The organism is Streptomyces sp. NPDC005494 (genome assembly GCF_042872025.1).
In the GTDB taxonomy this organism is placed as follows: Bacteria; Actinomycetota; Actinomycetes; order Streptomycetales; family Streptomycetaceae; genus Streptomyces.
Genome location: NZ_JBIAJR010000006.1, coordinates 46,119 through 72,177 on the forward strand (window position 1 = coordinate 46,119; position 26,059 = coordinate 72,177).

Annotated in this window: 20 protein-coding genes and 1 pseudogene; 14 read left to right on the forward strand and 7 right to left on the reverse strand. The window is 72.9% G+C overall.

Annotated elements, in window-relative coordinates; translation table 11 throughout:
• Positions 1–96 precede the first annotated feature (96 nt).
• Positions 97–831: an alpha/beta hydrolase gene (locus ACFYQ6_RS18850; RefSeq protein ID WP_361578975.1), complete on the reverse strand. Its 735-nt coding sequence runs from the start codon at positions 829–831 to the stop codon at positions 97–99.
• A gap of 160 nt (positions 832–991) precedes the next feature.
• Between ACFYQ6_RS18850 and ACFYQ6_RS18855 the strand changes: the two genes are divergently transcribed.
• From ACFYQ6_RS18855 to ACFYQ6_RS18865, 3 genes are all read left to right on the forward strand, one after another.
• Positions 992–1,477, forward strand: a complete 486-nt coding sequence (locus tag ACFYQ6_RS18855; RefSeq protein ID WP_361578977.1) for a peroxiredoxin — start codon at positions 992–994, stop codon at positions 1,475–1,477.
• Positions 1,478–1,583: 106 nt separating this feature from the next.
• A complete protein-coding gene (locus ACFYQ6_RS18860) occupies positions 1,584–2,105 on the forward strand; it encodes a hypothetical protein (RefSeq protein ID WP_361578979.1) in 522 nt (173 codons plus the stop codon).
• Positions 2,106–2,188: 83 nt separating this feature from the next.
• A complete protein-coding gene (locus ACFYQ6_RS18865) occupies positions 2,189–3,622 on the forward strand; it encodes an SPFH domain-containing protein (RefSeq protein WP_361578981.1) in 1,434 nt (477 codons plus the stop codon).
• Between the two features lie 33 nt (positions 3,623–3,655).
• Here the strand turns inward: ACFYQ6_RS18865 and ACFYQ6_RS18870 are convergent, their stop codons facing one another.
• Positions 3,656–4,801 carry a hypothetical protein gene (locus tag ACFYQ6_RS18870; protein WP_388763878.1) on the reverse strand — a complete coding sequence of 382 codons (1,146 nt, stop codon included), beginning with the start codon at positions 4,799–4,801 and terminating at the stop codon, positions 3,656–3,658.
• A gap of 211 nt (positions 4,802–5,012) precedes the next feature.
• Here ACFYQ6_RS18870 and ACFYQ6_RS18875 point away from each other — a divergent pair, with 211 nt between their 5' ends.
• Positions 5,013–5,756: a type 1 glutamine amidotransferase gene (locus ACFYQ6_RS18875; RefSeq protein WP_388763880.1), complete on the forward strand. Its 744-nt coding sequence runs from the start codon at positions 5,013–5,015 to the stop codon at positions 5,754–5,756.
• A 67-nt stretch (positions 5,757–5,823) separates the two neighbouring features.
• Here ACFYQ6_RS18875 and ACFYQ6_RS18880 read toward each other — a convergent pair.
• Positions 5,824–6,030, reverse strand: a pseudogene (locus ACFYQ6_RS18880) (Uma2 family endonuclease); the annotation flags it as partial.
• A gap of 175 nt (positions 6,031–6,205) precedes the next feature.
• Here ACFYQ6_RS18880 and ACFYQ6_RS18885 point away from each other — a divergent pair.
• Both ACFYQ6_RS18885 and ACFYQ6_RS18890 read left to right on the forward strand, forming a co-directional pair.
• Entirely contained in the window at positions 6,206–6,676 is a 471-nt protein-coding gene (locus ACFYQ6_RS18885; RefSeq protein WP_361578987.1) for a TrkA C-terminal domain-containing protein, read from the forward strand.
• Between the two features lie 2 nt (positions 6,677–6,678).
• Entirely contained in the window at positions 6,679–7,926 is a 1,248-nt protein-coding gene (locus ACFYQ6_RS18890) for a cation:proton antiporter (protein ID WP_361578989.1), read from the forward strand.
• Between the two features lie 134 nt (positions 7,927–8,060).
• Here ACFYQ6_RS18890 and ACFYQ6_RS18895 read toward each other — a convergent pair whose 3' ends face one another.
• Complete coding sequence (locus tag ACFYQ6_RS18895) at positions 8,061–9,005, reverse strand: M56 family metallopeptidase (RefSeq protein ID WP_388763882.1); 945 nt, start codon at positions 9,003–9,005, stop codon at positions 8,061–8,063.
• Between the two features lie 11 nt (positions 9,006–9,016).
• Positions 9,017–9,631, reverse strand: coding sequence for a BlaI/MecI/CopY family transcriptional regulator (locus ACFYQ6_RS18900; RefSeq protein WP_388763884.1), 615 nt, complete (start codon positions 9,629–9,631; stop codon positions 9,017–9,019).
• 148 nt (positions 9,632–9,779) lie between these two features.
• Between ACFYQ6_RS18900 and ACFYQ6_RS18905 the strand changes: the two genes are divergently transcribed.
• Positions 9,780–10,235, forward strand: a complete 456-nt coding sequence (locus tag ACFYQ6_RS18905) for a TerB family tellurite resistance protein (RefSeq protein ID WP_356745116.1) — start codon at positions 9,780–9,782, stop codon at positions 10,233–10,235.
• A gap of 193 nt (positions 10,236–10,428) precedes the next feature.
• Here the strand turns inward: ACFYQ6_RS18905 and ACFYQ6_RS18910 are convergent, their stop codons facing one another.
• Positions 10,429–11,502 carry a helix-turn-helix domain-containing protein gene (locus ACFYQ6_RS18910; protein WP_361578994.1) on the reverse strand — a complete coding sequence of 358 codons (1,074 nt, stop codon included), beginning with the start codon at positions 11,500–11,502 and terminating at the stop codon, positions 10,429–10,431.
• A 315-nt stretch (positions 11,503–11,817) separates the two neighbouring features.
• Here ACFYQ6_RS18910 and ACFYQ6_RS18915 point away from each other — a divergent pair, with 315 nt between their 5' ends.
• The 4 genes from ACFYQ6_RS18915 to ACFYQ6_RS18930 all read left to right on the forward strand — a co-directional run bounded on the left by ACFYQ6_RS18915 (position 11,818) and on the right by ACFYQ6_RS18930 (position 22,068).
• The gene (locus tag ACFYQ6_RS18915) at positions 11,818–12,456 is read left to right on the forward strand and encodes a hypothetical protein (protein WP_361578996.1); all 639 of its coding nucleotides are present in this window, start codon (positions 11,818–11,820) and stop codon (positions 12,454–12,456) included.
• A 99-nt stretch (positions 12,457–12,555) separates the two neighbouring features.
• Positions 12,556–14,700 (forward strand): flotillin family protein, encoded by a 2,145-nt coding sequence (locus ACFYQ6_RS18920; protein WP_388763887.1) that lies wholly within the window; start codon positions 12,556–12,558, stop codon positions 14,698–14,700.
• A gap of 451 nt (positions 14,701–15,151) precedes the next feature.
• Positions 15,152–20,038: a DNA repair ATPase gene (locus ACFYQ6_RS18925; protein WP_388763889.1), complete on the forward strand. Its 4,887-nt coding sequence runs from the start codon at positions 15,152–15,154 to the stop codon at positions 20,036–20,038.
• A 17-nt stretch (positions 20,039–20,055) separates the two neighbouring features.
• Positions 20,056–22,068 (forward strand): NAD-binding protein, encoded by a 2,013-nt coding sequence (locus tag ACFYQ6_RS18930; protein WP_388763891.1) that lies wholly within the window; start codon positions 20,056–20,058, stop codon positions 22,066–22,068.
• A gap of 105 nt (positions 22,069–22,173) precedes the next feature.
• Here ACFYQ6_RS18930 and trpS read toward each other — a convergent pair whose 3' ends face one another.
• Positions 22,174–23,232, reverse strand: coding sequence for a tryptophan--tRNA ligase (gene trpS / locus ACFYQ6_RS18935; protein ID WP_388763893.1), 1,059 nt, complete (start codon positions 23,230–23,232; stop codon positions 22,174–22,176).
• Positions 23,233–23,706: 474 nt separating this feature from the next.
• Here trpS and ACFYQ6_RS18940 point away from each other — a divergent pair, with 474 nt between their 5' ends.
• The 3 genes from ACFYQ6_RS18940 to ACFYQ6_RS18950 all read left to right on the forward strand — a co-directional run bounded on the left by ACFYQ6_RS18940 (position 23,707) and on the right by ACFYQ6_RS18950 (position 25,990).
• On the forward strand, positions 23,707–24,810 hold the full coding sequence (locus ACFYQ6_RS18940; RefSeq protein ID WP_388763895.1) for an LLM class flavin-dependent oxidoreductase: 1,104 nt from the start codon (positions 23,707–23,709) through the stop codon (positions 24,808–24,810).
• Complete coding sequence (locus ACFYQ6_RS18945) at positions 24,807–25,472, forward strand: FMN reductase (protein WP_388763897.1); 666 nt, start codon at positions 24,807–24,809, stop codon at positions 25,470–25,472. Before ACFYQ6_RS18940 ends, ACFYQ6_RS18945 begins: the two co-directional genes overlap by 4 nt.
• A gap of 95 nt (positions 25,473–25,567) precedes the next feature.
• Positions 25,568–25,990 carry a universal stress protein gene (locus tag ACFYQ6_RS18950; protein WP_388763899.1) on the forward strand — a complete coding sequence of 141 codons (423 nt, stop codon included), beginning with the start codon at positions 25,568–25,570 and terminating at the stop codon, positions 25,988–25,990.
• The last annotated feature ends 69 nt before the right edge of the window (positions 25,991–26,059 follow it).

The following is a 26,059-nucleotide window of genomic DNA, read 5'->3' on the forward strand; positions in this document are numbered from 1 at the left end:
GGCTCCCCCTCACCTCGCCGACCATGCTACGCGCAGCCGCCGACACCGTAACGGGTCAGCTCCCGGGCGGACTTGGGCCTCGAAGCCGCCGTGTCCTCACTCCTGGCACGACCGGCGCGCGAATCTGCCACCCGGTCCGGCGGGCAGACCCGCCAGGGCTATCGTGCCGTCGGCCGCACGCGCGCCGGCCGGCAGATCCAGGGCGGCGGCGACGCGGTCGGGCACCGGTCCCTGGCCCAGCAGGCCCCGGACGAGGGTGGCGGCCAGGTGGTGCCAGACGCCTGCCCTGCGGATCATCGCGTGGTCGCTTCCCGGGATCGTCACCAGGCAGGTACGGGCACCCGCGCGGCGGGCCCTGGCGGTGAGCGACTGCGACGCCAGGGGGCTGGTCACCCGGTCCCGGGTGCTGTGCAGCAGCACGACGTCCCGCCCCGACAGCTGCGTCACCGGGTCACCGGGCGGGCACCAGGGGGCCAGGCCCACCACCGCGCGCACGAGCGGGTGCCCGGCGGCGTGGAGAGCGGCGCGGGCGCCCATGGAGTGCCCGAGCAGCACCACGGGGACGTCTCCCGCCTCGTGCCGCAGGTCGTCCAGTACCCGTAAGGCGTCGTGCAGGGGGTCCTCGCGGGGGCCGTTCCACCCTCGGTGGGTGTAACGGACCCGCTGCACCCGCACCTTGGAGTCGTCGCTCACCGCGCGGGACACCGCGCGCGAGACGGGCAGCATCCGCAGACCCGGCAGATTGAGAGGTCCGGGCGCGGGAGCGGCGAGGCCCGTCTCGTAGCCGCCGTGGAGGACGAGCACTGCTGCCGACGGCGGTCTTGCGGTCACACGTGTACCTCCGGTTCGGTGTGCGGGGCACCGGTGCCCCGCACACCCCATATTCGGTCCCGGACGGCGTACGGATGGGTCGAACGTGTCGATGCGTGGAAAGTGCCGTTCACTGTACGAGGCCCGAATCCATCCGTATGCGACCCAAGGAGGCGCTCCCATGGCGTCAGGACCCCAGATCGGCTCGCCCGCACCGGACTTCACGCTCCCCGGCGGCATACTCGCCGACGACACCTTCGACCGGGGCGACTACACCCTGTCCGCCGCGCGCGGCCGCAGCGTCGTCCTCGCCTTCTACCCGGGCGACAACACGACCGTCTGCACCAAGCAGCTCTGCTCGTACTCCTCGGGCTTCGAGACCTTCGAGGGACTCGACGCCGAGGTCTGGGGAATCAGTCCACAGGGTGTGGACAGTCACGAGTCCTTCGCCCGGGGCCACGGCCTGCGCATGCCGCTCCTGGCCGACACGGGACGCGAGACCGCCCGGGCCTACGGGGTCACCGCCCCCGGCATCGGCGTACGCCGCTCGGTCTTCCTGATCGGGCCGGACGGTGTGCTGCGGTGGAAGCACGTGGCCCTGCTCGGTGCCACGTTCCAGTCGCTCGACACGCTCGCCGAGCAGCTCTCCGGCATCAAGTCGGCCTAGAAACTGCCGGACTCCGGCAGTACCCGTGGCGGGCACCGTATGGGACCATTCAGCCAGTTCGACGGAAACATCTCGGGGGATCTGCGAACGCTGGGGGAGTGATCGCGTGACCGTCCTTCTCGGTCTCGGCATTGCGGGAATCGTGCTGCTGGTCCTCTCCCTGATCTTCGACGGAATTCTCGAAGGGCTGCTCGGCGACGCGCTGGGCGGGCTGCTGAACGGTTTCTTCGACGGCCTGCTCTCCCTGCCCGTCATCGCCGGCTTCCTCTCGATGCTCGGCTTCGGTGGCGCGATCGTCCTGGGCACCACGGATGCGGGCACCCCGGTGGCCGTCGCCGCGGGTGCCGGGGCGGGGATCGTCGCGGCCTGGCTGACCTGGAAGTTCAGCCAGGCCCTGATGCGGGATCAGACCACGGCCACACCGCGCGGCGAGGACCTCGTCGGCACCTCGGGATCCGTCGTCACGCCGATCCCGGCCGACGGCTACGGCGAGGTCCTGCTGCGGCTCGCGGGCCAGACGGTGAAGTTCGCCGCGAAGAGCGCCGTTCCGGTCGAGCGCGGCGCCGAGGTCTGGGTCGAGGCCACCCTCTCGACCACCTCGGTCACGGTCCGCCCCGTCGAGCGCTGACCACCACCGAGCCACACGCCTGTGCGACACCCGTACAGCCGAACAACTGCCGTCCCGTCGGGAGGGCAGGGGGGACACCTCTCATGAGTCCAGTAGTGATCGCCATCATCGGCATCGTCGTCCTCGTCGTGCTCCTGGCCCTCGCCGTGATCACGCGTTACAAGGTCGCGGGGCCCAGCCAGGCCTTCATCATCACCGGCCGCCGCGGCAAGAAGTCCGTCGATCCGGTGACCGGCCGCACCAGCATCGACAACAGCGGCCAGAAGGTCGTCGTCGGCGGCGGCGTGTTCGTCGTGCCGTTCGTCCAGCAGAAGTTCACCCTGGACCTCTCCAGCCGGCACATCCCCGTCGCGGTACGCGGAGCCGTCACCCTGCGCGGCGTGAAGTCGAACCTCGAAGGCGTCGCGATCGTCAAGGTCGGCGGCAGCGAGGACGCCATCCGCGCCGCGGCCCAGCGCTTCCTCCAGCAGCAGAACGGCATCGTCGGCTTCACCCAGGAGGTGCTCTCCGGCGCCCTCCGCGCCATCGTCGGGCGCATGTCCGTGGAGGACATCATCCGCGACCGGGCCGCCTTCGCGGGCCAGGTCGCCGAGGAGGCCGAGGCCAGCCTCTCCGGTCAGGGCCTCATCCTGGACGCCTTCCAGATCCAGGACATCACGACCGAGGGCTCCTACCTGGAGGACCTGGGCCGCCCCGAGGCCGCCCGCGCCAAGCAGGAGGCCGACATCGCCGAGGCCATCGCCCGGCGCGCCTCCGAGCAGGCCCGGCTGAAGGCGGCCGAGGAGATCGCCATCGCCGAGCGGACGTTCTACCTCAAGCAGGCCGAGATCAAGGCCGAGACCGAGGCGGCCGCCGCCAAGGCCAACGCCGCGGGACCGCTCGCCGAGGCGGCCCGCCAGCAGGAGGTCCTCGCCGAGCAGGAGAAGGTCGCCCAGCGCCAGGCGGCACTGACCGACCGCGAGCTCGACACCAAGGTCCGCAAGCCCGCCGACGCCGCCCGCTACCGCGCGGAGCAGGAGGCCGAGGCCCGCCGCATCGCCCAGGTCAAGGAGGCCGAGGCGGACGCCGAGCGCTCCCGTCTGACCGGTCAGGGCGAGAAGCTCCACCGCTCGGCCCTCGCCGACGCCGTACGCATCGAGGGCGAGGCCGAGGCCGCCGCGATCGCGGCGAAGGGTTCCGCCGAGGCCGAGGCCATGCACAAGAAGGCCGACGCCTTCGACCGGTACGGCGACGCGGCCGTCCTCCAGATGCTGGTGGAGGTGCTGCCCCAGGTCGTCGCCAAGGCGTCCGAGCCGCTGAGCGCCATCGACAAGCTGACCGTCATCTCGACGGACGGCGCGACCCAGCTGTCCCGCACGGTCACGGACAACGTCACCCAGGGCCTCGAACTCCTCAGCTCCACCACGGGAGTCGACCTGGCGGCACTGCTCCGCACCCTCCAGGCGAAGACGGGCGCCACCGCACCCGCCGTGCCCTCCCCCGCCGCGAACGGCGAGAAGATCGAGATCAGGGACTGACCTCGCCCGCCCCCGTGCCCGGCCGGCCGAGGTTCACCGGCCGGGCACACCCGCGTCCGGAGCCGTCCCGGCCTCGGCCGCCCGGACGGCCGCGAACCTCTCCCGCCAGGGGATTCGGGCGTACGGATCGGAGTCGTCCGCCGCCTGGGCGGCTGCTTCCGCGGCGAGCTGCGCGGACCGGGCCTCGGACCACGCCGCCCACGCGGCGTCCCGCCTGCACGGCCCGCACTGTGTCTCGCCGTCCTTGCCGTCCTCGCCGTCCTCGCCCGGCTCCGGCCGGAAGACGTGCTCCTCCCCCGGCCCGGTGCAGACGGCCAACGGCACGGCCGCCACCGGGAGCCGCGGCGCAGGCACGGCCGCCTCCGTCACGGACGGGCCGGGCGGCCCCTCGGGGAGCTTCTGCACCAGCCTGTGCCGCAGGAACCCGATGGCGGACCGCACTCCGTCCACCGGCAGATCGCTGGTCAGCACCCTGCGCATCTCGGCGGCCGTGACCCCGCGCCGCAGCCACACCACGGCGAGCTTCACCAGCTTGCGGGCCTCCGCCACGCCCAGATGCAGCGAACGGTGCACATGCCGCAGCGAGAGCAACACCCGCTCGGCCTCGGCCGCTTCCGGCTCGGCAGCGGGCAGGTCCGCCTCGGGAAGGTCCGTCTCCGGGATGTCCGCCTCTGGGCTGTCCGGTTCGGTGGGTGGGCGGGAAGAGTTCTTCTCACGTTCTTCGTCCACCGGTTCATAGCCACCGACAACGCGAACCCCCGGCTGACCGACCGTCGGATTCCGCTCACCCGGAGACACCACCACGGGTACCGGACTCCCGTCCTGGACCGCTCGGGCCTCCGGGGCCTCCCGGGCCTCCCGGGCCTCCCGGGCCTCGTCCGGGCTGAGGACGACGTTCGCGAGGAGCTGCTCGGTCGTCCAGAACCCCCGCCCGCCCTGCTGCCGCCACTCGTACAGGAAGCCGTGCACGACCAGCAGTTTCTTGGCCTTCTGGTACGCCCGCCCGGTGATGCCGAGGGCCCGCGCGTGCTCGCTGAGCGCCGCACCGCGCCGGTCGGCGGGGAGCCCCTGCACGTAGAGGAGGAGGATCTTCGCGTCACTGCTCAGACGCTGATTGCGGACCAACTCGTTCGCGGCCTTCGTATAGCCGCGAGAGGGCGCGATAGCATGCCAAAGCATCTCTGGTGGGGTCCTTGTCCACTGGCGATGAAGGTCCTCGGGCTGTGCTCCTACACACGTCCGGGGACCGCGCCATGTGCGCGCGTGCACACAGCGTGATGACGCGATCACGCTACCGCAGCCGAACCCCCGTACCTGACCTACGGCGTGACGTTCACACCTGGGAGTGACCGGGGCATATTCCGGTCATGGACGACGGCAGGAGCAGCCCATGAGCGTCACCGGCACGACGGCCACGGCACTGGCGGTCCAGCACCAGCCCGGCGGCGGGCTGGGCCGGTGGGCGCAGTGGCTGGCGGAGCGTGGGGTGACGCCCCGTGTGGTCCACGCGTACGAGGGCGAACCCCTCCCGGACCGGCTGGAACACTCAGCCCTCATCGTCCTCGGCGGCGCCTACCTGCCCGACGACGACGTCAACGCGCCCTGGCTGCCCGCCACTCGGAAGCTCGTACGCCAGGCCCTCGCCGAGGAGACACCGATGTTCGGCATCTGCCTGGGCGGCCAGATGCTCGCCCAGGTCGCCGGTGGCGACGTACGCGGAAACCACGGGACACCCGAATTCGGCAGCACCCGGCTCAGCCTGCGCCCCGAGGCCGCCACGGACCCGGTGTTCCAGGGCCTGCCCGCGCACCCTGTGGCCATCGAGAACCACGTCGACGCCATCACCGCGCTCCCTGCCGGCGCCCACTGGCTGGTCCACAGCGAACACTGCCCCTACCAGGGCTTCCGCGTCGGTTCCGCGGCATGGGGCGTGCAGTTCCACCCCGAGACGACGGCCGAGCGCATCCTCGGCTGGAACCGCGACCGGCTGGACCGCCACGGCGCCCCCGCTCCGGAGACGCTGCACGCGCTGGCCCTGCGGGACGAACCGGCGGCCACCGGCAGCTGGCGCACCGTCGCCCACCGCTTCGCCGACGTGGTGACCGCGACGGCCGGGCGGGCGGGCCTGCGGTAGCGGGTACCGGCGGTCGCATCGGGTCCGCCTTCTTGTACCGGGGGCCCTGACACCGCCGGAGGCATCGTCAGGCGGACGGCAGAGCGCTCGTGTCGATGTCCACCTCGAACGGGGCGGGCAGGCGCACCACCGCGCCGAAGGGATGCGGTCCGTCGACGCGGGTGTAGCCCAGCCGGCCCGGCTCGGAGAACAGCGTCACGCTGCCCTCCATCCGGTCGGCGAGGAGGGACAGAGGCGCCCCGTACTCCGCGTATCGACGGCGCTTCACCACCCGGCCACGACATCGTGCCCGTCCGGTACCGCCCCTGACGCCATCCGTCGCCGGTGGGCCCGTCCCGTCGTCCCCGCGCTGCCGGACGGCCGGATTCGGCCTCCGGTTAGGGTAATGAGCGGATAAAGAGTTGACCAAAAGCGTCGCCCCGCCGCCGCGCGCTCCTCGGGAGGAAGCCATGGGAACCCACCGCACATCGCTGCCAGGAGTCGGCGTGCAGTACGACTACACCACCGAGTCGGGGCAGCACATCTCCGTGGTGGTCCACCACGACGGGCGGAGGTTTCTCGGGTTCTACGAGAAGGACGACCCAGATTCGTGCGTACTCTCCGTGCCCCTGACCACCGCCGAGGCCACCGGGCTCGCGCACCTCATAGACGCGGCGCCGATCGACGCGGTGCGGACCGAGGGGATCGACCTGGTCACCGAGCACATTCCGCTCGGCGCCCGGTCTCCGTACGGCGGCCGGCTGCTCGGGGACACACGGGCACGGACACGGACGGGCGCCTCGATCGTGGCCGTGCTGCGCACGCACAGTGCGCATCCGTCGCCCGGGCCGGACTTCCGGCTGGCCATCGGGGACACGCTCGTCGTCGTAGGTACGCGTGAGGGCGTCGACACGCTCTCCGAGATCATTGCGGAGGGCTGACCGTGCACGACACGACCGCACTGCTGGTGGAGCTGGGCTCCGTCATCCTCGGGCTCGGCATCATCGGAAGATTCGCCGGGCGAATAGGGCTCTCGCCGATCCCCCTCTATCTGCTGGCCGGGCTCGCCTTCGGTGAGGGCGGGCTGCTGCCGCTCGGCGCCAGCGAGGAGTTCACCGCCATCGGGGCGGAGATCGGCGTCATCCTGCTGCTGCTCCTGCTCGGGCTGGAGTACAGCGCCTCGGAGCTCGTCACCAGTCTCAAGACGCAGTACCCGTCCGGAGTCGTCGACTTCGTCCTGAACGCGACACCGGGCGCAGCCGCCGGTCTGATGCTCGGCTGGGGGCCCGTGGGGGCCGTCGCGCTCGCGGGGGTCACCTGGATCTCGTCGTCCGGTGTGATCGCCAAGGTGATGACCGACATGGGACGGCTCGGCAATCGCGAGACGCCCGTCATCCTCGGCGTCCTCGTCATCGAGGACCTCGCGATGGCCGTCTATCTGCCGCTGCTCACCGCGATGCTGGCCGGGGTCGGTCTGGCCGGTGGCAGCATCGCGCTCCTGATCGCGCTCGGGACGGTGGGCTTCGTGCTCTACCTGGCGCTGCGTCACGGGCGGCTCATCAGCCGTGCCGTGTCGTCCGACAACCCGGAGATGCTGCTGCTCGTCGTGCTGGGGCTCACCGTCCTGGTGGCCGGCGTCGCCCAGCAGCTCCAGGTGTCCGCGGCCGTCGGCGCGTTCCTCGTGGGCATCGCGCTCTCCGGTGAGGTGGCCGAGGGCGCACGCAAGCTGCTGACGCCGCTGCGGGACCTGTTCGCGGCCGTGTTCTTCGTGTTCTTCGGGCTGTCGACCGACCCGGCCGAGATCCCTCCGGTGCTGCTCCCCGCGGCGCTGCTGGCGATCGTCACGGTCTTCACGAAGATCGGCACCGGGTGGTACGCCTCGCGCCGTGCGGGCATCGGTCCGCGTGGCCGTTGGCGCGCGGGCGGCACCCTGGTGGCGCGCGGGGAGTTCTCGATCGTCATCGCGGGGCTGGCCGTGGCGACGGAACCCCGTATCGGGCCTATCGCGACCGCCTACGTACTGATCCTCGTGATCGCCGGGCCGCTCACCGCCCGGTGGACGGAGCCGGTCGCCTCCAAGCTCCAGGCCGCACTGGCCGCCCGGCGGAAGAAGCCGGTCGCGGTGGCCGACGAGCCGATGCCGTCGCACGACGACCTCACTCCGGAGCACGCCGGGCGCGACTCCGACTGACGCAGCACGCCGGGCGGGACCCCGCCTGGCGGTGTACGCCGGGCGGGACTCCGGCTCACGGAGCACGCCGGGCGCGACTCCGGCTCACGCAGCACGCCGGGTACGACTCCGGCTGACGGGGCGTCCGGCAGGGGTCAGAGCGGTGTCGCCGCATGCAGGATGCGCACGAGCGTCACGGTCGCGTTGAGCGACGACACCGCCGAGGCCGCCGTACCCATGGTCGCGACCAGCGCCGCGAGGCCCAAGTGCGCCGAGGCGGGCGGCCAGAGCCCGGACGGGGGCTCGGGGTCGAGCAGCGCCGCGACCCTGCGGGGGACGGGGCCGGCCGTCGCGAAGGCGGGGAGCGCGCCGGGTCCCGGCGGGCGTTGCGAGAACAGCGCCGCCTTGCCGACGGCCGTGGCGACCGCCCGCCGGCTGCGGACCGCGTAGGCCGCCTCCTCGTCCGCCCAGCGTTCGGTGCTGTACGCCACCGCCGTGCGCAGGGGCAGGAGGAACGGGTTGGCGCGCGCCGCGAGCTGCGTCGCCAGCAGGTGGCGGTGGTGCCCGGCCGTCAGATGCGCGCGTTCGTGCGCGACGAGCGCCTGTCGCTCACGGAGGTCGAGGCAGTCCAGCATCGCGGTGGAGACGACGACCCGGCCCTCACGACCGCGCGTTCCCGGCAGGGCGTACGCGTACGGGTCCGGGGACTGCACCACCGCGAGGCCGTCGGGGCCGGTGGAGGGCGGCAGGGCCCGGGCGGCGCGTATCCGGGTCCTGATGTGCCGCGACAGGGTGCTGCCACAGGCCACGAGCACCACCGCCAGGACACCGATGGCGACCGGGCCGGTCCTCTCCTCGTAGGGCAGAGCCGCGCGCACCTCGGGGTCGGACCAGCTGTCGGGGAGCGGGTTGCCGGGGAGCTGCGCCGTACCCACCACCACGAGCAGGGCCAGGCACAGGGTGCTGCACAGCGCCAGCGTCGTCCCGACGGCGGCCAGCAGGCGGGTGGCGCTCCTGGGGTGCAGGTGCTGTTCGGCGAGGCGCGCCATGGGCAGTGCGGTCAGCGGCAGGACCAGAGGCAGGTAGACGAAGACGCCCATCGTGGTGGCTCTCAGCCTTCCGGAGCGTCGGGGTCACCGGGGGCGACGGGCCGCGCGGGACCGCCGGGCGCGGCCGGGCTGGGGCTCCCGGGTGCGGCAGGGCTCCCGGGCGCGGCGCCGGGGTCTTCTGCGCCGGGCGCGGCGAGAGGGTCCTCTGCGCCGGGCGCGGCGGGCTCGCCGGCCTCGGCGCGCTCGTCGGCCGCAGCGGGTTCGTCGGCCTCGTCGGCCGCGCGGGAGAGCAGCTCGCGCAGCCGGGCCTCGTCGCCCGGGGAGAGCGCGGAGACGAAGCGGGCGAGGACGGCCTCCCGGTCGCGCTCCCCGTCCAGGACCCGGCGCATCCGCAGGGCTGCGAGGCCCGCCTCGTCCGAGGCGGAGGTCCAGACGTAGGAGCGGCCCTGACGGGTGCGGGTCACCGCGTTCTTCGCGTAGAGGCGGGAGAGGATCGTGATGACGGTGGTGTAGGCGAGGTCGCCGTCGAGGTGTTCCTGTACCCACCCCGCCGTCGCGGGGCCGCCCGCGGACCGCAGCACGGTGAGGACCTGTGACTCCAGCTGTCCCTGGCCACGCCTGGGCAGCCGTGGGCCGTCCGGGGTGGTGCCGTCGTCCCTGGCTCCGCTCCTGTTCATCCGCCGCATCCTACTGAGTGCCCGGACCGATCGTCCGAACACGCGTATGTCGGCCACCGTGCTGCCGGGGTCCATCCACCGTTCTTCTACACCGCTGTAGAGTTTGATGCGTTCCCGCACCACCCGCACCGCAACGTATGGAGACGACATGGCCCTCTGGGATCGGATCAAGGAATCCGCGTCGACGATGCAGACGCAGTTGGAGGCGAAGAAGAACGACCTCAAGAGCGGGGCGTTCCGGGACGCGAGCATGGCCATGTGCGCCCTGGTCTCCGCGGCCGACGGTTCCATCGACCCGTCCGAGCGGCAGCGCGTCGCCACGCTGATCGCCACCAACGACGTGCTCCAGAACTTCCCCGCGGACGACCTCCAGCGCCGCTTCAACGCCTACGTGGACAAGCTGACCGCCGACTTCGCCTTCGGCAAGGTCAGCGTGCTCCAGGAGATCGCCAAGGCGAAGAAGAAGCCCGCCGAGGCGCGCGCCGTCATCCAGATCGGCATCGTCATCGGCGGCGCCGACGGTGACTTCGACAAGTCCGAGCAGGCCGTCGTGCGGGAGGCGTGCTTCGCACTCGACCTCCCGCCGCACGAGTTCGACCTGTAGGCGCGACCGTCGCGTGCGGCCCGGAGCACCGGGCCGCGCGCCCTCGCCGGGGCCGCGCGCCCTCGCCGGGGCCGCGCGCTCTCGCCGGGGCCGCGCGCCCTCGCCGGGGCCGCGCGCTCTCGCCGGGGCCGCGCGCCGTGCGCTCCTCGCCGAGCCGGGACCGAGCCCTCTCTCCGGGCCGGGGCCTCCCCGTTCAGAGGTCCTTCGCCGGCCAGTCCAGCAGCCTGGCGCCGATCACCGCGGTCTGGAGCGTGTACCGGTGCATCGGGTCGGAAGGGTCCGAGCCGGTGAGCTTGTGTATGCGCTCCAGCCGGTACGTCAGCGCGCGCACGCTCAGCGACAGCCTGCGGGCCGTCTCCGCCGCGACGCAGCCCGCGTCGAAGTACACCGACAGCGTCCGCAACAGCGGTTCCGCGCCGCCACGCGCCCGCCGGAGCGGGCCGAGCTCACTGCGCACGAGGTCCGCCATCGCCTGCCGGTCCCTGGTCAGCACCGGGTAGACGAGGAGGTCGGCGGCGTACAGCACGGGGTCGTCGAGCTCCATCCGCCGCGCCAGATCGAGGGCTTCGAGCGCCTCGTCGTAGGAGTGCACCACCCCGCCGGGACCGCGGTGAGGGCGGCCGACCGCGACCTGACCGCCGTCCGTCGCGGCGTGGGCCTGCTTCGCGAAGTACCGCAGGACGTCCGGCTGACTGCCGGGGGCTATGCAGACCAGCCGCCCGTCCTTGGTGGTCAGCAGGATCTTGCGTCCGCTGAAGCGCGCGAGGAGTGCGGACTCCACACTGCGGGGCACGCCGTCGGACTCGGTGTACGCCTCGGGACCCGCCGCCACCGCGACCGCGTGGGCCCGGGACAGCCTCAGCCCGAACCGGGTGGCGCGCTCCGCGAGCCGGCCCAGGTCACTGCGTCCGTACAGGAGGTCGTCGATGAACTCCCGCCGTGCCGCCTCCTCACGCCGCACGGTCAGGCGCTGCGCGCGCTCGAAGCCCTCCGCGAAGGCATCGACAGCCTGCTCCACCGCGGCCAGCACGGCATCCGTGGCGGCCGGCCCGCCCCGGGAGGCGGCGGACGGCCAGGCGGTGCGGGTGGCGGCGAGGTGGCGGTTGACCAGGGCCCTCAGCTGGTGCCCGGCCTCCGCGGCCTCCCGGCCCAGCATGCGCCTCGTGTCCAGCTCGTCCCGGGTGAGCCGGCGGCCGGTGTCCGCGACCTCGGCCAGGATCGGGCCATAGCCCTCCAGAAACCGCTCGGGGATCTCGGGCTCCGCCACGGCACACTCCTCCGCACTCTCTCCGGCAATGTCATCTCCTCAACGCACGAGGGCCGGTGCCGGTGCCCGGCAGGCCGGCTCCGCGAAGGCTGCCGGATCCCGGCAGTGCGAAGGCGCCGTCCGGCTGACAGGATTGCTTCAGCAACACACGGGGGAATCACGGGGGTTGCGGGGGACCCACGGGGGATCACGGGGGAAGGAACCGGTTGCTGCGGCGCCGTACGCGGTGACGCAGCGCCGGTGCCCCTGCTCACGCGCCACAGACCCGGCCCCCAGGACTGTACGGCGTGCGACGGGGACGGAGGGCAGGGCCGGATGACCGACTTCCTTTCCGCCGCACTCACGTTTCCGGCCGTCGTTCTCGGCGGGGCACTGGTCGTCGTCGTCTGCTTCTGGCTGCTGGTGCTGGTGGGAGCGGCGGGACACGACTCCTTCGACACCGACCTCGACAGCGAAGCGGTCGGCTTCGGCGGGATGCCCGTCTCCGTGTCGGTGTCACTGTTCGTCGTCGTCGCCTGGTTCACCGGCCTGGCCGGCTCGGTCCTGGTGCTCCGCAGCGGAGTCACCGGCACCCTCCGGGCCGTGTCGCACCTCGTCGTCCTGGCGGGGGCGCTCCTGATCGCCTGGGGGGTGGTCCGCATGCTCGCACGCCGGCTCCGCCGGTACTTCCCCGCGGAACCTCCTCCGTCCCGCGAGGACTTCGTGGGCCGGATCTGCACCATCCGCACGGGCTCCGTCAGCGACGACTTCGGACAGGCCGAGGTCGCGGCGGACGACGGATCGACCGCGATCGTGCAGGTACGGCAGCCACTGCGGCCGTCGGCGCCCGCCGAGGTGTTCACCTCCGGCAGCACGGGCCTTCTCTACGCGTACGACGCCGACGGCGAGTTCTTCTGGGTCTCGCCGTACGACGCCGAGCTCGCCCCGCGCCCCCTGCCGCGCGAGGCCCGCTGACCCGCGGCTCCACCTCCCCGGGCCCCTGGCCCGTGGTTCCGCGCGCCCTGATGCGGGGCGCCCCTCCCTCCTCGTACCTCTCCACCCGCAAGGACTGACATGGATGCCATCTCCTGGGGCATCGGCGTGATCGTCGCCGTTGTCCTGCTCGTCACCATCGCCCTGCTCTTCGTCGTCACCCGTCTCTTCCGCAAGGTCGAGCAGGGGAAGGCGTTGATCATCTCCAAGACGAAGAAGGTCGACGTCACCTTCACCGGTGCCGTGGTCCTGCCGGTGCTGCACAAGGCCGAGACCATGGACATCTCGGTGAAGACCATCGAGATCCGCCGGACCGGGCGTGAGGGCCTGATCTGCCAGGACAACATCCGCGCCGACATCCACATCACGTTCTTCGTCCGCGTCAACAAGACCGTCGAGGACGTCATCAAGGTCGCGCAGGCCATCGGAACGGAGCGGGCCAGCGACAAGGCCGCCATCCAGGAGTTCTTCGCCGCGAAGTTCTCCGAGGCGCTCAAGACCGTCGGCAAGCAGCTCGACTTCGTCGACCTCTACACCAAGCGCGAGGAGTTCCGGGACCGGATCATCCGGGTCATCGGGACGGACCTGAACGGCTATCACCTCGACGACGCCGCGATCGACTTCCTGGAGCAGACGCCGATGGCGCAGCTCGACGGCGCCAACATCCTGGACGCGCAGGGCATCCGGAAGATCACCGAGCTGACGGCGATCGAGCACGTACGGACCAACGAGTTCCAGCGGACCGAGCAGAAGGAGATCACGCGGCAGGACGTCGACGCCCGCGAGACCATCCTGGAGCTGGAGCGCCGGCAGGCCGAGGCGGAGATCAAGCAGCGGCGCGAGGTCGAGACCCTGCGGGCCCGTGAGGAGTCGGCCACCGCCCGGGTGCAGGAGGAGGAGCGGCTCGGTTCGCAGAGCGCGTTCATCCGTACCGAGGAGCAGCTCGGCATCCAGCGGGAGAACCAGGCGCGCGAGGTCGCCGTCGCGCAGAAGAACCGTGAGCGGGTCATCGCGGTGGAGAACGAGCGCATCGAGAAGGACCGTCTGCTGGAGGTCATCGGGCGCGAGCGGGAGACCGAGCTGAACCGGATCGCCGCGACGAAGGAGGTCGAGGCCGAGCGCCGTGAGGTCGCGGACGTGATCCGGGAACGGATCGCGGTGGACCGTACGGTCGCCGAGCAGGAGGAGTCGATCCTGACCCTGCGGTCCGTCGAGGAGTCCGAGCGCACCCGCAGGTCGGTGATCATCGCGGCCGAGGCGGAGGCGCAGGAGAAGCTGGTCAAGGACATCAAGGCCGCCGAGGCCGCGGAGGCGGCGGCGGTCCACCTGGCGGCCGAACAGCTGACGCTGGCGGATGCCCGGTTGAAGACGGCCGACCTCGACGCGCAGGCGAAGCTGCGGCTCGCCGAGGGCATCCAGGCCGAGTCGGCCGCGGCGGGGCTGGCCGAGGTCCAGGTCAGGAACGCGGAGGCCGAGGTCACCGAGAAGGCCGGTCTCGCGGAGGCCCAGGCGACCGAGGCCCGGCTCAGGGCAGAGGCGGAGGGGGCCCGGCTCAAGGCGCTCGCGGCCGCGGAGGGCACGCAGGCGCAGGCCACGGCGGACGCAGCGGTGATCGGCGAGAAGCTGAAGGCGGAGGCGGCCGGGCTCACGGAGAAGGCCGCGGCGATGGCCGCGCTCGACGAGGCGTCCCGCGGGCACGAGGAGTACCGGCTGCGGCTGGCCGCGGAGAAGGAGATCCGGCTGGCGGAGTTCGACGTACGGCGGCAGGTGGCCGAGGCGCAGGCGACGGTCCTGGCGACGGGGCTGGAGAACGCGGACATCGACATCGTCGGCGGGGACTCGGTCTTCTTCGACCGGCTCGTCTCGTCGATCTCGCTGGGGCGGAGCGTGGACGGGTTCGTGGAGAACTCGAAGACCGCGCAGGCGCTCGCCGGGCCGTGGCTGGACGGCAGCGGGTCCTTCACGGACGACCTGACCCGGGTCCTCGGGTCCGTCTCCTCGGGGGACGTGCAGAACCTGACGGTGTCGGCACTGCTGATGCAGCTGATGCGGGGGACGTCGGGGGCGGCGTCGGGGCAGGTACGGCAGTTGCTGGCCGCGGCGGAGGAGCTGGGGCTGGCGGGGATGACGGTGTCCTCGCTCGCGGGGGGTGTGGCTGAGGCTTCGCCGGTGCCTTCCCCTTCGTCCGCGGCGTCCCGGAACGGGGCCCCGGCGGGGGTGGCGTAACCGGACCGGGTCCGCTCCGGCCCCGGTCCCGCCCAGGGCCGCGGCCTCCGGCGGGGCCCGGGGCCGTGGGGGCCGGGGCCGTGGGGGCCGGGCCGTCCTGGCCCCGGGCCCTGGCCCCGGGCCCTGGCCCCGGGCCCTGGTTCCGGCCCCGGACCTGGCCCCGGACCCTGGCCCTGGCTCCGGGCCAACGGCGTAAGGGTTCCGTCCTCGAACGCCGGACGGGCTCGATTTCCGGCCCCGGGGCCGAGGGGAGGCGGCTCACCCGGGGCCGAGGGGCAAACGGCACCCAGGGCCAAGGGGCAGACGGCACCCGGAGCCGAAGGCCAGGCGGCACCCGGAGCCGAAGGACAGACGGCTCACCCGGAGCCGAGGGCAGGCGGCTCATTCCGGGAGGGGCGGGCGGCTCACCCGGGGCCGTCCAGTAGTTGAGATCTCGTAGGGAGCCGTAGGCATGGACCGTGACACCACACTCACCGATGGCGGTGCCCACGAGGTGCTGCGGCGCCGGCTCGGGGCGCAGGCCGACGAGCTCGTCCGGCGGGCCGAGGCGCTCAACGCGCGCCGCACCGAGGAGTTCGGGTCGGCCGGGCTGCGGCTGACGGCGACCGAGCAGGTGCACACCGAGCGCCCCTCGCTGGCCCGGGACCTCGTGGCGGTCGGCAGCCGGCTGCTGTTCGGCTTCGAGCGGGGGCCCGGGGCGGGCGGCGAGGCAGGCGTCGGTGACGTACTCGTCCTGCGGGAGGCCGGCCTGGACGAGGTGACGCGCGAGGGGCCGCTGGCGGACGAGGCGTTCGTCCGGGAGTTCGCCGGCCTGCACCGCTACTTCCGTGACGCCCGGCTGCTGCGTCTGCGCAAGGCCAACGGCCGGCTGATCGCCGTCTTCCGTACCGGGGACGGCGCCGAGGACGTCCGCGTCCTGCGGTGGGCCCTGCATCCGGACGGGACACCCGGGGAGTTCCTCGACGCCCGGGGCGAGCGCGACCACGTCTTCCCGCCCACGCACGACTTCGACTGGACCCCGGCGGGCAGGGACGCCCACCGGCCAGGCCGCCATCCGCACATCTCCGTCGCCGGCGGCGCGCTCTTCGTCGACACCCTGGGCGGCACACTCACCGTGAAGACGGAGGACGACACCGAGAGTCCCGACGGGATCTACGAGGAGCCCGTCGACGAGCCCCTCCAGTCCCTGGCGGACGCCGACGTCGAGTACGCCACGGCCGGCCCTCTGATCCTGCTGCGCGTGAGGCCGTACAAGGAGGAGGTCTGGCGTCACCTGGTCTTCAACACGCTGCTCGGCGCGGTCCGGCGGCTCGACGCGATCGGGCCGTCGTGTCACCGGCTCCCCGAGGACCAGGGGATCATCTTCCCCGGCGGCTACTACCTCACCACGGGCGCGGCCAAGACCTTCGACACCGCCGAGGAGCTCACCGACCCGCTCTTCGAGGGCACGGTCAGCTCACCGAACGGCGAGGACGTGCTGTACGTCTTCCGCTCCCGCGACGAGAGCCGCACCCTGCTCCTCCCGTACAACCTGATCCGCCAGGAGGTCGCCACCCCGCTGCTCGGCCGGGGCCACGCACTCCTGGACGACGGCACCCTCGTCCTGCTGAAGGGCGGCGGGGAACGGCCCGCCCGTGTGCACCCCCTGCAGCGCTGGCAGACCCCGTACGTCTCCGAGACCTACGCGGCCTCGCGCCCCGCGGGGACCGGGCCGCTCGCCCGGACGGGCAATGCCGACCTGGTCCGCGGGATCTCCGACTGCCTCGCCCTGGCCCACGGCATCCGCGACATGACGCCGACCACCGCGGTGTACACCCGGCTCGTCGCCGACTGCGCGCGGGCCGGCGACCGCTACCACTGGCTGACCGAACCGGAACTCGGTCTGCTCGCCGAGCCGTTGGGTGAGATCGCGGAGACCGCCCAGCAGGTGCTCGCCGAGTTCGGGACGGTGCAGGAGCTGACCCGGCAGGCCGCCGAGGCCCTGGACACGACGGCCGCCCGGCTCACCGCCCTGGCCCGCCGCACCCGGGGCGAGGCCCCGCGCTCGGCCGCCGCCTGGGTCGAGCGGCTCACCGAACTGCGCCTCACCCACGGCCATCTGGCGACGCTCGCCGAGATGCGGTACGCCGACACCGGGCGGATCGCCGAGCTGTCCGCCGAGGCGGAGGACGACCTGGCCTCGGCCGCCCGCCGGGCGGTCTCCTTCCTGGCCCGGGAGGACGCCTTCGCGGGCTACCACGAGGAGCTCACCGCCCTCACCGGGACCGCCGCGGCCCTGACCACCGTCGCGGAGGCGCCGGCGACCGGTGACCGGCTGACGGAGATCACCGAAGGGCTGGCGACCGTCACGGACGTGGTGGCCGGGCTCGACATCGGGGACGCGACGGTCCGCACGTCGATCCTGGAGCGGATCGCCGGGGTGCTGGGACACGCCAACCGGGCCCGCGCCACCCTCGACGCCCGCCGCAGGGAACTGCTGGCGCAGGAGGGCAGGGCGGAGTTCGCCGCCGAGTTCGCCCTGCTCGGGCAGGCCGTCACGGGGGCGCTGGCCGCCGCCGGCACCCCCGAGGCCTGCGACGAGCAGCTGGCGCGGCTGCTGCTCCAGCTGGAGAACCTGGAGGCGCGGTTCGCGGAGTCCGACGACTTCCTCGACCGGCTGACCGACCGCAGGACCGAGGTCCACGAGGCGTTCTCGGCCCGCCGGCAGACCCTCCAGGACGCCCGTGCCCGCCGCGCTGAGCGGCTCGCCGGCTCGGCCGCCCGGATGCTGGAGACCGTCACCCGGCGTCTGGCCACGCTGGAGGACCTGGACGCCGTCCACACGTACTTCGCCTCCGACCCGATGGTCGCGAAGGTCCGGCGCACCGCCGACGAGCTGCGCGGCCTGGGCGACCCGGTGCGCGCGGAAGAGCTCGACGGGCGTCTCAAGGCGGCCCGCCAGGAGGCCGGCCGCGCGCTGCGCGACCGCGGCGAGCTCTACGCGGACGGCGGCACGGTGCTCAGGCTGGGCCGCCACCGCTTCGCGGTGAACACCCAGCCCTTCGACCTGACCCTGGTCCCGCACGGCGACCGGCTCGCCTTCGCGCTGACCGGCACCGACTACCGGGCCCCGGTCGACGACCCGGCGTTCGCCGCGACCCGCCCGTACTGGGACCGGCTGCTGCCCTCGGAGTCACGCGACGTCTACCGCGCCGAGCACCTGGCCGCCCGGCTGCTGGACGAGCACGGTGCCGACGCCCTGGCGGGCGCGCCGGACCTAGCCGCGCTCGTCCGGGAGGCGGCCGCGGCGGCGTACGACGAGGGGCATCAGCGCGGTGTCCACGACGAGGACGCCACCGCGATCCTGACCGCCCTGCTGCGGCTGCACGCCGAGGCCGGGTTGCTGCGGTACGAACCCGCCGTACGCGCCGCCGCCCAGCTGTTCTGGGCGCACGAGGCCGACGACGCCCTGCGCACGTCCTGGACGCGCCGCGCCGTGTCGCTGGCGCGGGCCCGTGACACCTTCGGCCTCGCCCCGGCGATCGCCGTCCTCCAGGAGGAGTGGGCGGCGGCGATGGGCACGGGGGCCGCGGCCGCCGCATACCTCTTCGAGGAGCTGACGAGCGGCCCCGCGGGGTTCGTCACGAGCGCCGCGACGCGTACGTTCCTGGAGAAGTTCCGCCGGGCGACCGGCACATCCGCGTACGACGACGACCTCGCCACGCTCCACGCGGACCTGCCCGCCCGGCGCCAGCTGGTCGAGGGCTGGCTCGGTTCGTACGCCGCCGCGTCCGGGACCGGGACGACCGCCGGGGACCTGGCGGAGGCCGCGGCGGTGGAGCTCTGCCCGGACCTGCGCCGGTACGACTGCGACGCCCCGCTCACCGTGACCGTGAGCGGGCTCCTCGGCGACCATCCCCGCGTGGACCGGGGCACGCTGCCGGTCCGGCTGGACGAACTGCTGGCGCGCACCGCGGAGTTCCGGGCCGATGCGGTGCCCGGGTTCCGCGCCTACCAGCGGCTGCGGACCTCGCTGGTCGACGAGGAGCGTGCCCGGCTGCGGCTGGACGACCACCGGCCGCGCGTGATGCCGGCCTTCGTCCGCAACCAGCTGCTGGACGAGGTGTACCTGCCGCTGATCGGCGACAGCCTGGCCAAGCAGCTCGGCACCGCCGACGCGGACCGCCGCACCGACTCGCAGGGCCTGCTGCTGCTCGTCTCCCCGCCCGGCTACGGCAAGACGACGCTCATGGAGTACGTCGCCGACCGGCTCGGCATGGTCCTGGTGAAGGTCAGCGGCCCGAACCTCGGCCACGACGTGACGTCCCTCGACCCGGCGCAGGCGCACGGTGCGACCGCCCGCCGCGAGGTCGAGAAGATCAACTTCGCGCTGGAGTCGGGCAACAACACCCTGCTGTACCTGGACGACATCCAGCACACCTCGCCGGAACTCCTCCAGAAGTTCATTCCGCTCTGCGACGCCACCCGCCGTGTCGAGGGGGTGCGGGACGGTGAGCCACGGAGCTACGACCTGCGGGGCAAGCGGTTCGCGGTGGTCATGGCGGGCAACCCGTACACCGAGTCCGGGGCCCGGTTCAGGATTCCGGACATGCTCGCCAACCGGGCAGACGTATGGAATCTCGGCGAGGTCCTGACCGGGCGGGAGGACGTCTTCGCGCTGAGCTTCGTGGAGAACGCCCTGACGGCCAATCCGGTGCTGGCGCCGCTCGCGAGCCGCTCCCGCACCGATCTCGCGCTGCTCGTGCGCATGGCGTCCGGCTCCGGGCCCACCGCACACGCCGACCGGCTGGAGCACACCTACGCACCGGCCGAGCTGGAGCGGATCGTGTCCGTCCTGCGCCATCTGCTCACCGCCCGGGACACCGTCCTCCGGGTGAACGCCGCGTACATCGCCTCGGCGGCGCAGGCGGACGCGTCGCGCACCGAGCCGCCGTTCCGGCTGCAGGGCTCGTACCGCAACATGAACAAGATCGCCGAGCGGATCGTGCCCGTCATGAACGACGCCGAGCTCTCCGCCGTGATCGACGACCACTACGCGGGCGAGGCCCATACGCTCACCACGGGCGCCGAGGCGAATCTGCTGAAGCTCGCCGCCCTCCGGTCGACGCTCACCCCGGCGCAGGCGGAGCGCCTGGCCGCGATCACCGCCGCCTACGTGCGCACCCAGGCACTCGGCGGGCCCGACGGGGACCCGGCCACCCGGGCGGTCGGTGCGCTGGGGCTGCTCGCGGACCGGCTCGCGGCGGTCGAGGCGGCCATCGAACGGGCCGGCAGCCCGCGCGCGATGCCCGCGGACCCACGCCTCCGTCACGCGATGATCACCGACACGCCCGACTGAGCCAGGGGGAGCAAGGCATGCTGGGTTCCGTGTCCTCACTTCCGCAACAGCCCCAACACCCGCCGAGCAGAGGCCACATGGTGGTCTGCGGCGACGACACCCTCGCCCGGCGGCTCGCCGTCGAACTGCGCTATGTGTACGGGGAGCGCGTCACGCTCCTGCTCCCGCCGGGCCGTGACACCACCAGGCCGGAGCTCCCGCTGACCCAACGGGCGCGCGCGGTAGCCCTGTTCGGCAGGATGTCGGCGGCGATGAACCGCAACGGGGCGGGCGGCGGAAGCGGCGCCGGCGACACGAACGCCGGGGTCGAGGCCGTCCGCATCATGGAGGCGCACGAGCCCTCCGACGAGGTGCTGGAGGAGGCGGGGGTCGACCGCGCCGCCGCGCTCGCGCTCGTCTACGACGACGACGAACTCAACATCCGTGCCGCCCTGACGGCCCGCCGGCTCAACCCGCGTCTGCGGCTGGTCATCCGGCTCTACAACCGCAAGCTCGGCCAGCACCTGGAGACCCTGCTCGACCAGGCGGCAGCCGTCTCGATGCCCGGTATCGACCCCGCCGTCCTGGACGCCTCCACCACCGTCCTGTCCGACGCCGACACCGCGGCCCCGGCCCTTGCGGCCACCGCGCTGACGGGCAGCAGCAAGGTCATCCAGGCCGAGGGCCTGCTGCTGCGCGCCGTCGAACGCACCCCGCCCCGGCCGGGCGAGCTCGCCGACCCCGGTCTGTGCACACTGGCCCTGCTCTCCTCCACCAGCCAGGACCCGGCGGGCACCGAGGGGTCCGACAGCAGCGGGGACGAGGGCCCGCAGCTGCTGCCCGACCGGGAGACCGTGAACGCCGCCACAGGCAGGGGCACCGTCGTCCTGGAGGCGATCAGCCAGGCCGGACCCGACCGGGGACCCAGCCGGATGGGCGGCAGGGGCGCCCCGCTCGGCCAGGTCTTCTCGCGCCGGCTGCGCTGGTCCGCCCTGGGGGTGGCGGCGGCCGTGGTCGCCCTCGCCGTGGCATCGGTGATCACCACGGGCGACAGCCCGCTGCACGCCGCCCACATGACCCTGCTCGACCTGCTGGCGATGGGCGACCCCGCCGTGGAGGACGCCGACTCGCAGTCCCGCCAGATCATCCAGCTGCTCTCCGGGACCGCCGGGCTCCTGCTGCTGCCGCTGCTGGTCGCCGCGGTCCTGGAGGCCTTCGGCACCCTGCGCACCGCGTCCTCGCTGCGCCGGCCGCCGCGCGGCCTGTCCGGACACGTGGTGCTGCTCGGTCTCGGCAAGATCGGTACGCGCGTCCTGGTGCGGCTGCGCGAGCTGGACATCCCCGTGGTGGTCGTCGAGGAGGACCCGGAGGCGCGCGGCATCCCCCTGGCCCGCAGCCTGCACGTCCCGACGGTCGTGGGCGACGTGACCCAGGAGGGCGTCCTGGAGGCGGCCAAGATCCGCCGGGCCCGCGCGCTGCTCGCCCTGACCAGCGTCGACACGACGAACCTCGAAGCCGCGCTGTACGCCCGCTCGGTGAAGCCGGACCTGCGGGTGGCGCTGCGCCTGTACGACGACGAGTTCGCCACCGCCGTCTACCGCACCCTGCGCACCGCACACCCGCAGGCCCTGACCCGCTCGCGCTCGGTGTCCCATCTGGCGGCTCCGGCCTTCGCGGTCGCCATGATGGGCCGGCAGATCCTGGGCGCGGTCCCGGTCGAGCGCAAGGTGATGCTGTTCGCCGCCCTGGAGGTGGCCGGGCACCCCCAGCTGGAGGGCCGGACCGTCGACCAGGCCTTCCGCGCGGGCGCCTGGCGGGTCCTGGCCCTGGACGCCACCCCGCCCGCCGACCGCGTCCCCGATCTGGCCGCCGTACCGCCGTACGACCCCCTCGGCCCCTCGGGGCCCGGCGGCCCGGACCGCCCCGCCGGGCTCGTCTGGGACCTGCACCCGGGCTACGTGCTGCGGGCGGAGGACCGGGTGGTGATCGCGGCGACCCGGCGCGGCCTGGCCGAGCTGCTGCGCGGACAGCACTCCGTGGCCCGGCGCTGAGCGGGGGCGGTCGCGCACGCGGGGCGGCCGTGCGCGTCGATGACGATGTGGTGCGGCGAGAGAGGCGTGCCGGCGGTGTGCCCGGAGGAACCGCCCCTTCATGCCTCAGCGGAACATCCCCATGGCGTCCCGCACCTCCCGCAGGGTCGCCTCGGCCACGGCGTTCGCCCGCTCGTTCCCGGCGCGCAGCACCTCGCGGACGTACTCCATGTCCCGCGCGTACTCCACCCGGCGGGCACGGATCGGGGCCATCCGCGTGTTGACGGCGTCCGTCACGGTCCGCTTGAGCCCTGACGCGCCGCCGCTCCCGATCTCCTCGGCGAGCTCGGACGGGTCGCGGTCGAGGCAGAGCGCGGCGAGCAGCACCAGACTCGACACCCCGGGCCGCCGCTCCGGCTCGTAGGTGATGTGCCGTTCCGCGTCGGTGGTCGCACCCTTGATCAGCCGGGCGGTCTCGTCCGCGTCGGCCCCCAGCGCGATGGCGTTGCCCCGGCTCTTGCTCATCTTGGTGGCGTCGGTGCCGAGCAGCAGGGGGGCTGCGGAGAGCAGGGCGTCCGGTTCGGGGAAGACGGCTCCGTACCGCTCGTTGAAGCGCCGGGCGACGGTGCGGGTGATCTCCAGGTGCGGCAGCTGGTCCTGGCCCACGGGCACGAGGTTGCCCTTGCAGAACAGGATGTCGGCCGCCTGATGCACCGGGTAGGTGTACATGAGCCCGCTGACCGCGGCCTGCCGTGAGTGCGCGATCTCGTCCTTCACCGTGGGGTTGCGCCCGAGTTCGGCGACGGAGACCAGGGACAGGAACGGCAGCATCAGCTGATTGAGCGCGGGGACCGCGCTGTGGTTGAAGACCGTCGCGCGGACGGGGTCGATGCCGATGGCCAGATAGTCCAGGAGCAGCCCCTCCACATGCTCGGTGAGGCGCTCGGCGACGTCCCGGTCGGTCAGGACCTGGTAGTCGGCGATGAGGACGAAGACGTCCACACCGAGGTCCTGGAGGCGCACCCGGTTGTGGAGGGTGCCGAAGTAGTGCCCCAGGTGCAGGGCGCCGGTGGGCCGGTCCCCGGTGAGGACGCGGAAGCGGCCCGGATCGGCGGCGAGCTGCCGCTCCAGTTCGGCGCTGCGGCGCTGGGCGGGGCTGACGGTCAGGTCGGCGGTGACGGTCACGTGGCTCTCCTCGCTGGTGGTCTACGCGTGGAGGACGGCCCGCCGGAGGGTGCCGGGGCAGCAGAAAGGGCCGTCCTTGTCAGAACGGCCCTGGTTCCGTGCAGATGAGTGGCCGCTCCTAGGAGGAGCGCCACCAGTTTCGGCACGGCACGGAGGTCATGGCTCCGAGTGTAGCGGGCACCGGTCTCCGGGCCCAGGAACCGGCGACCGGGGCCGGCGCGGTGGCGGCCGGCGGGCCCGGCACACGGCGGCACGGGCGGGGACAGCGCGGGAAAGGGCGGCGATGACGCGGCACGGGCGGCGCGGGCGGCAGCGGGCGGCGAAGACGCAGCGCGGGCGCCGGGCGGCGATAACGCGGCACGGTCGCGCGGGCCTTCGGGAGGGGGCGGAATAGGTGAGGGGGGCACTCCGTTGTAGGGTGTGTCCAGATAGTTCAACGTTCAACCAACCGCTCTACGCTTGGAGGCGGGCGCCATGCAGTTCGGGATCTTCACCGTCGGGGATGTCACCACCGACCGCACGACAGGTACGACACCGAGCGAGAACGAGCGGATCAAGGCGACCCTCGCGATCGCGCTCAAGGCCGAGGAAGTGGGCCTGGACGTCTTCGCGACCGGCGAGCACCACAACCCGCCGTTCGTCCCGTCGTCGCCGACGACCACGCTCGGCTACATCGCCGCCCGCACCGAGAAGCTGATCCTCTCCACCTCCACCACCCTGATCACCACCAACGACCCGGTGAAGATCGCGGAGGACTACGCCACGCTCCAGCACCTCGCCGACGGCCGCGTCGACCTGATGATGGGCCGCGGCAACACCGGACCGGTCTACCCCTGGTTCGGCAAGGACATCCGCCAGGGCATCCCGCTCGCGATCGAGAACTACGCGCTGCTCCACAAGCTGTGGCGCGAGGACGTCGTCGACTGGGAGGGGAAGTTCCGCACCCCGCTGCAGTCCTTCACCGCGACCCCGCGCCCGCTGGACGGCGTACCGCCGTTCGTCTGGCACGGCTCGATCCGCTCCCCGGAGATCGCCGAGCAGGCCGCCTACTACGGCGACGGCTTCTTCCACAACAACATCTTCTGGCCGATGGAGCACACGAAGAAGATGGTCGACCTCTACCGGCGCCGCTACGCCCACTACGGGCACGGCACCGCCGAGCAGGCCATCGTGGGCCTCGGCGGCCAGGTGTTCATGCGGAAGAACTCGCAGGACGCGGTACGGGAGTTCCGCCCGTACTTCGACAACGCCCCGGTCTACGGACATGGTCCCTCGCTGGAGGACTTCACCCAGCAGACCCCGCTGACCGTCGGTTCCCCGCAGGAGGTCATCGAGCGGACCCTGTCCTTCCGCGAGGACGTCGGCGACTACCAGCGCCAGCTCTTCCTGATGGACCACGCGGGACTTCCGCTGAAGACGGTCCTGGAGCAGCTCGACATCCTCGGCGAGGAGGTCGTGCCCGTACTGCGCAAGGAGTTCGCCCGCCTGCGCCCGGCCGGAGTGCCGGACGCCCCCGTCCACCCGGCGGTCGCCTCCGCCCGTGCCGCCGCCGACGCCGACCCGAAGGAGCTCCGATGACCACGCCCGCCACGGCCCCCCTGAGGATCGTCGCCGTCGCGGCCGGGCTCAGCAGCCCGTCGTCCACACGGCTGCTGGCCGACCGGCTCGCCGAGGCCACCCGCGAGAGGCTGGCCGCCGGCCAGGACCGCCGGGTCGAGGTCGAGGTCGTCGAACTGCGCGATCTGGCCGTCGACATCGCCAACCACCTGGTCACCGGCTTCCCGCCGGCCGGCCTGAAGAAGGCGATCGACGCGGTGACCGGTGCGGACGGGCTGATCGCCGTGACGCCCGTCTTCACCGCCTCGTACAGCGGACTGTTCAAGTCGTTCTTCGACCTGATCGACAACACGGCGCTGACCGGGAAGCCCGTCGTCATCGCGGCGACCGGCGGGACCCCCCGCCACTCGCTGGTCCTGGAGCACGCGATGCGCCCGCTCTTCGCCTATCTGCGGGCCGTGGTCCTGCCGACCTCCGTGTACGCGGCGTCGGAGGACTGGGGCTCCCAGGGCGACGAGTACACCGAGGGGCTGCCGTCCCGGATCCGGCGCGCGGGAGGCGAGCTCGCCTCCGCCGTCACCGGGCGGACCGTCTCGGGCGCGTCCCGGGCCCTCACGCTCGACGACGGCGAGGACGCGGTCGTTCCGTTCGCGCAGCAGCTCGCGGAGCTGAGGGTCGGCTGACGGTGGGCATCGGGGGTCCGGAAGGGCCCCCGATGCCCGATTTGACTAGAGTTGCCGATGAATGCCGGAGAAGTTCGAGAACATCGGAGGCAGACATGGGCAGGATCGTCGTGGGCGTGGACGGATCGGACGCGTCGGTCAAGGCGCTGCGCTGGGCGGTACGCCAGGCGGAGCTGACCGGTGACACGGTCGAGGCCGTCAACAGCTGGGAGTACCCCTCGACCAGCTGGGCGTCCATGATGCCGGGCATGCCCGAGGACTTCGACCCGCAGGCCGTGGCGACAGTGGCCCTCACCGAGGCCCTGGAGGAGGCCCTCGGCGCCGAGGGCGCGGCGGCCGTCGAGAAGATCGTGGTGATCGGCAACCCCGCCCAGTCCCTGCTGGACCGCTCGAAGGGCGCGAACCTGCTGGTCGTGGGGGCACGCGGCTACAGCGGCTTCAAGGCGACGCTGCTGGGCTCGGTCAGCCTCCACGTCACCCAGCACGCCACCTGCCCGGTCACCGTCGTACGCGACTGAACCGGGCGGGACCGTACGACGAAGGGCCTGGCCCCTGCGCACGCTCCGTGCCCCGTGCCTGGGGAGGCG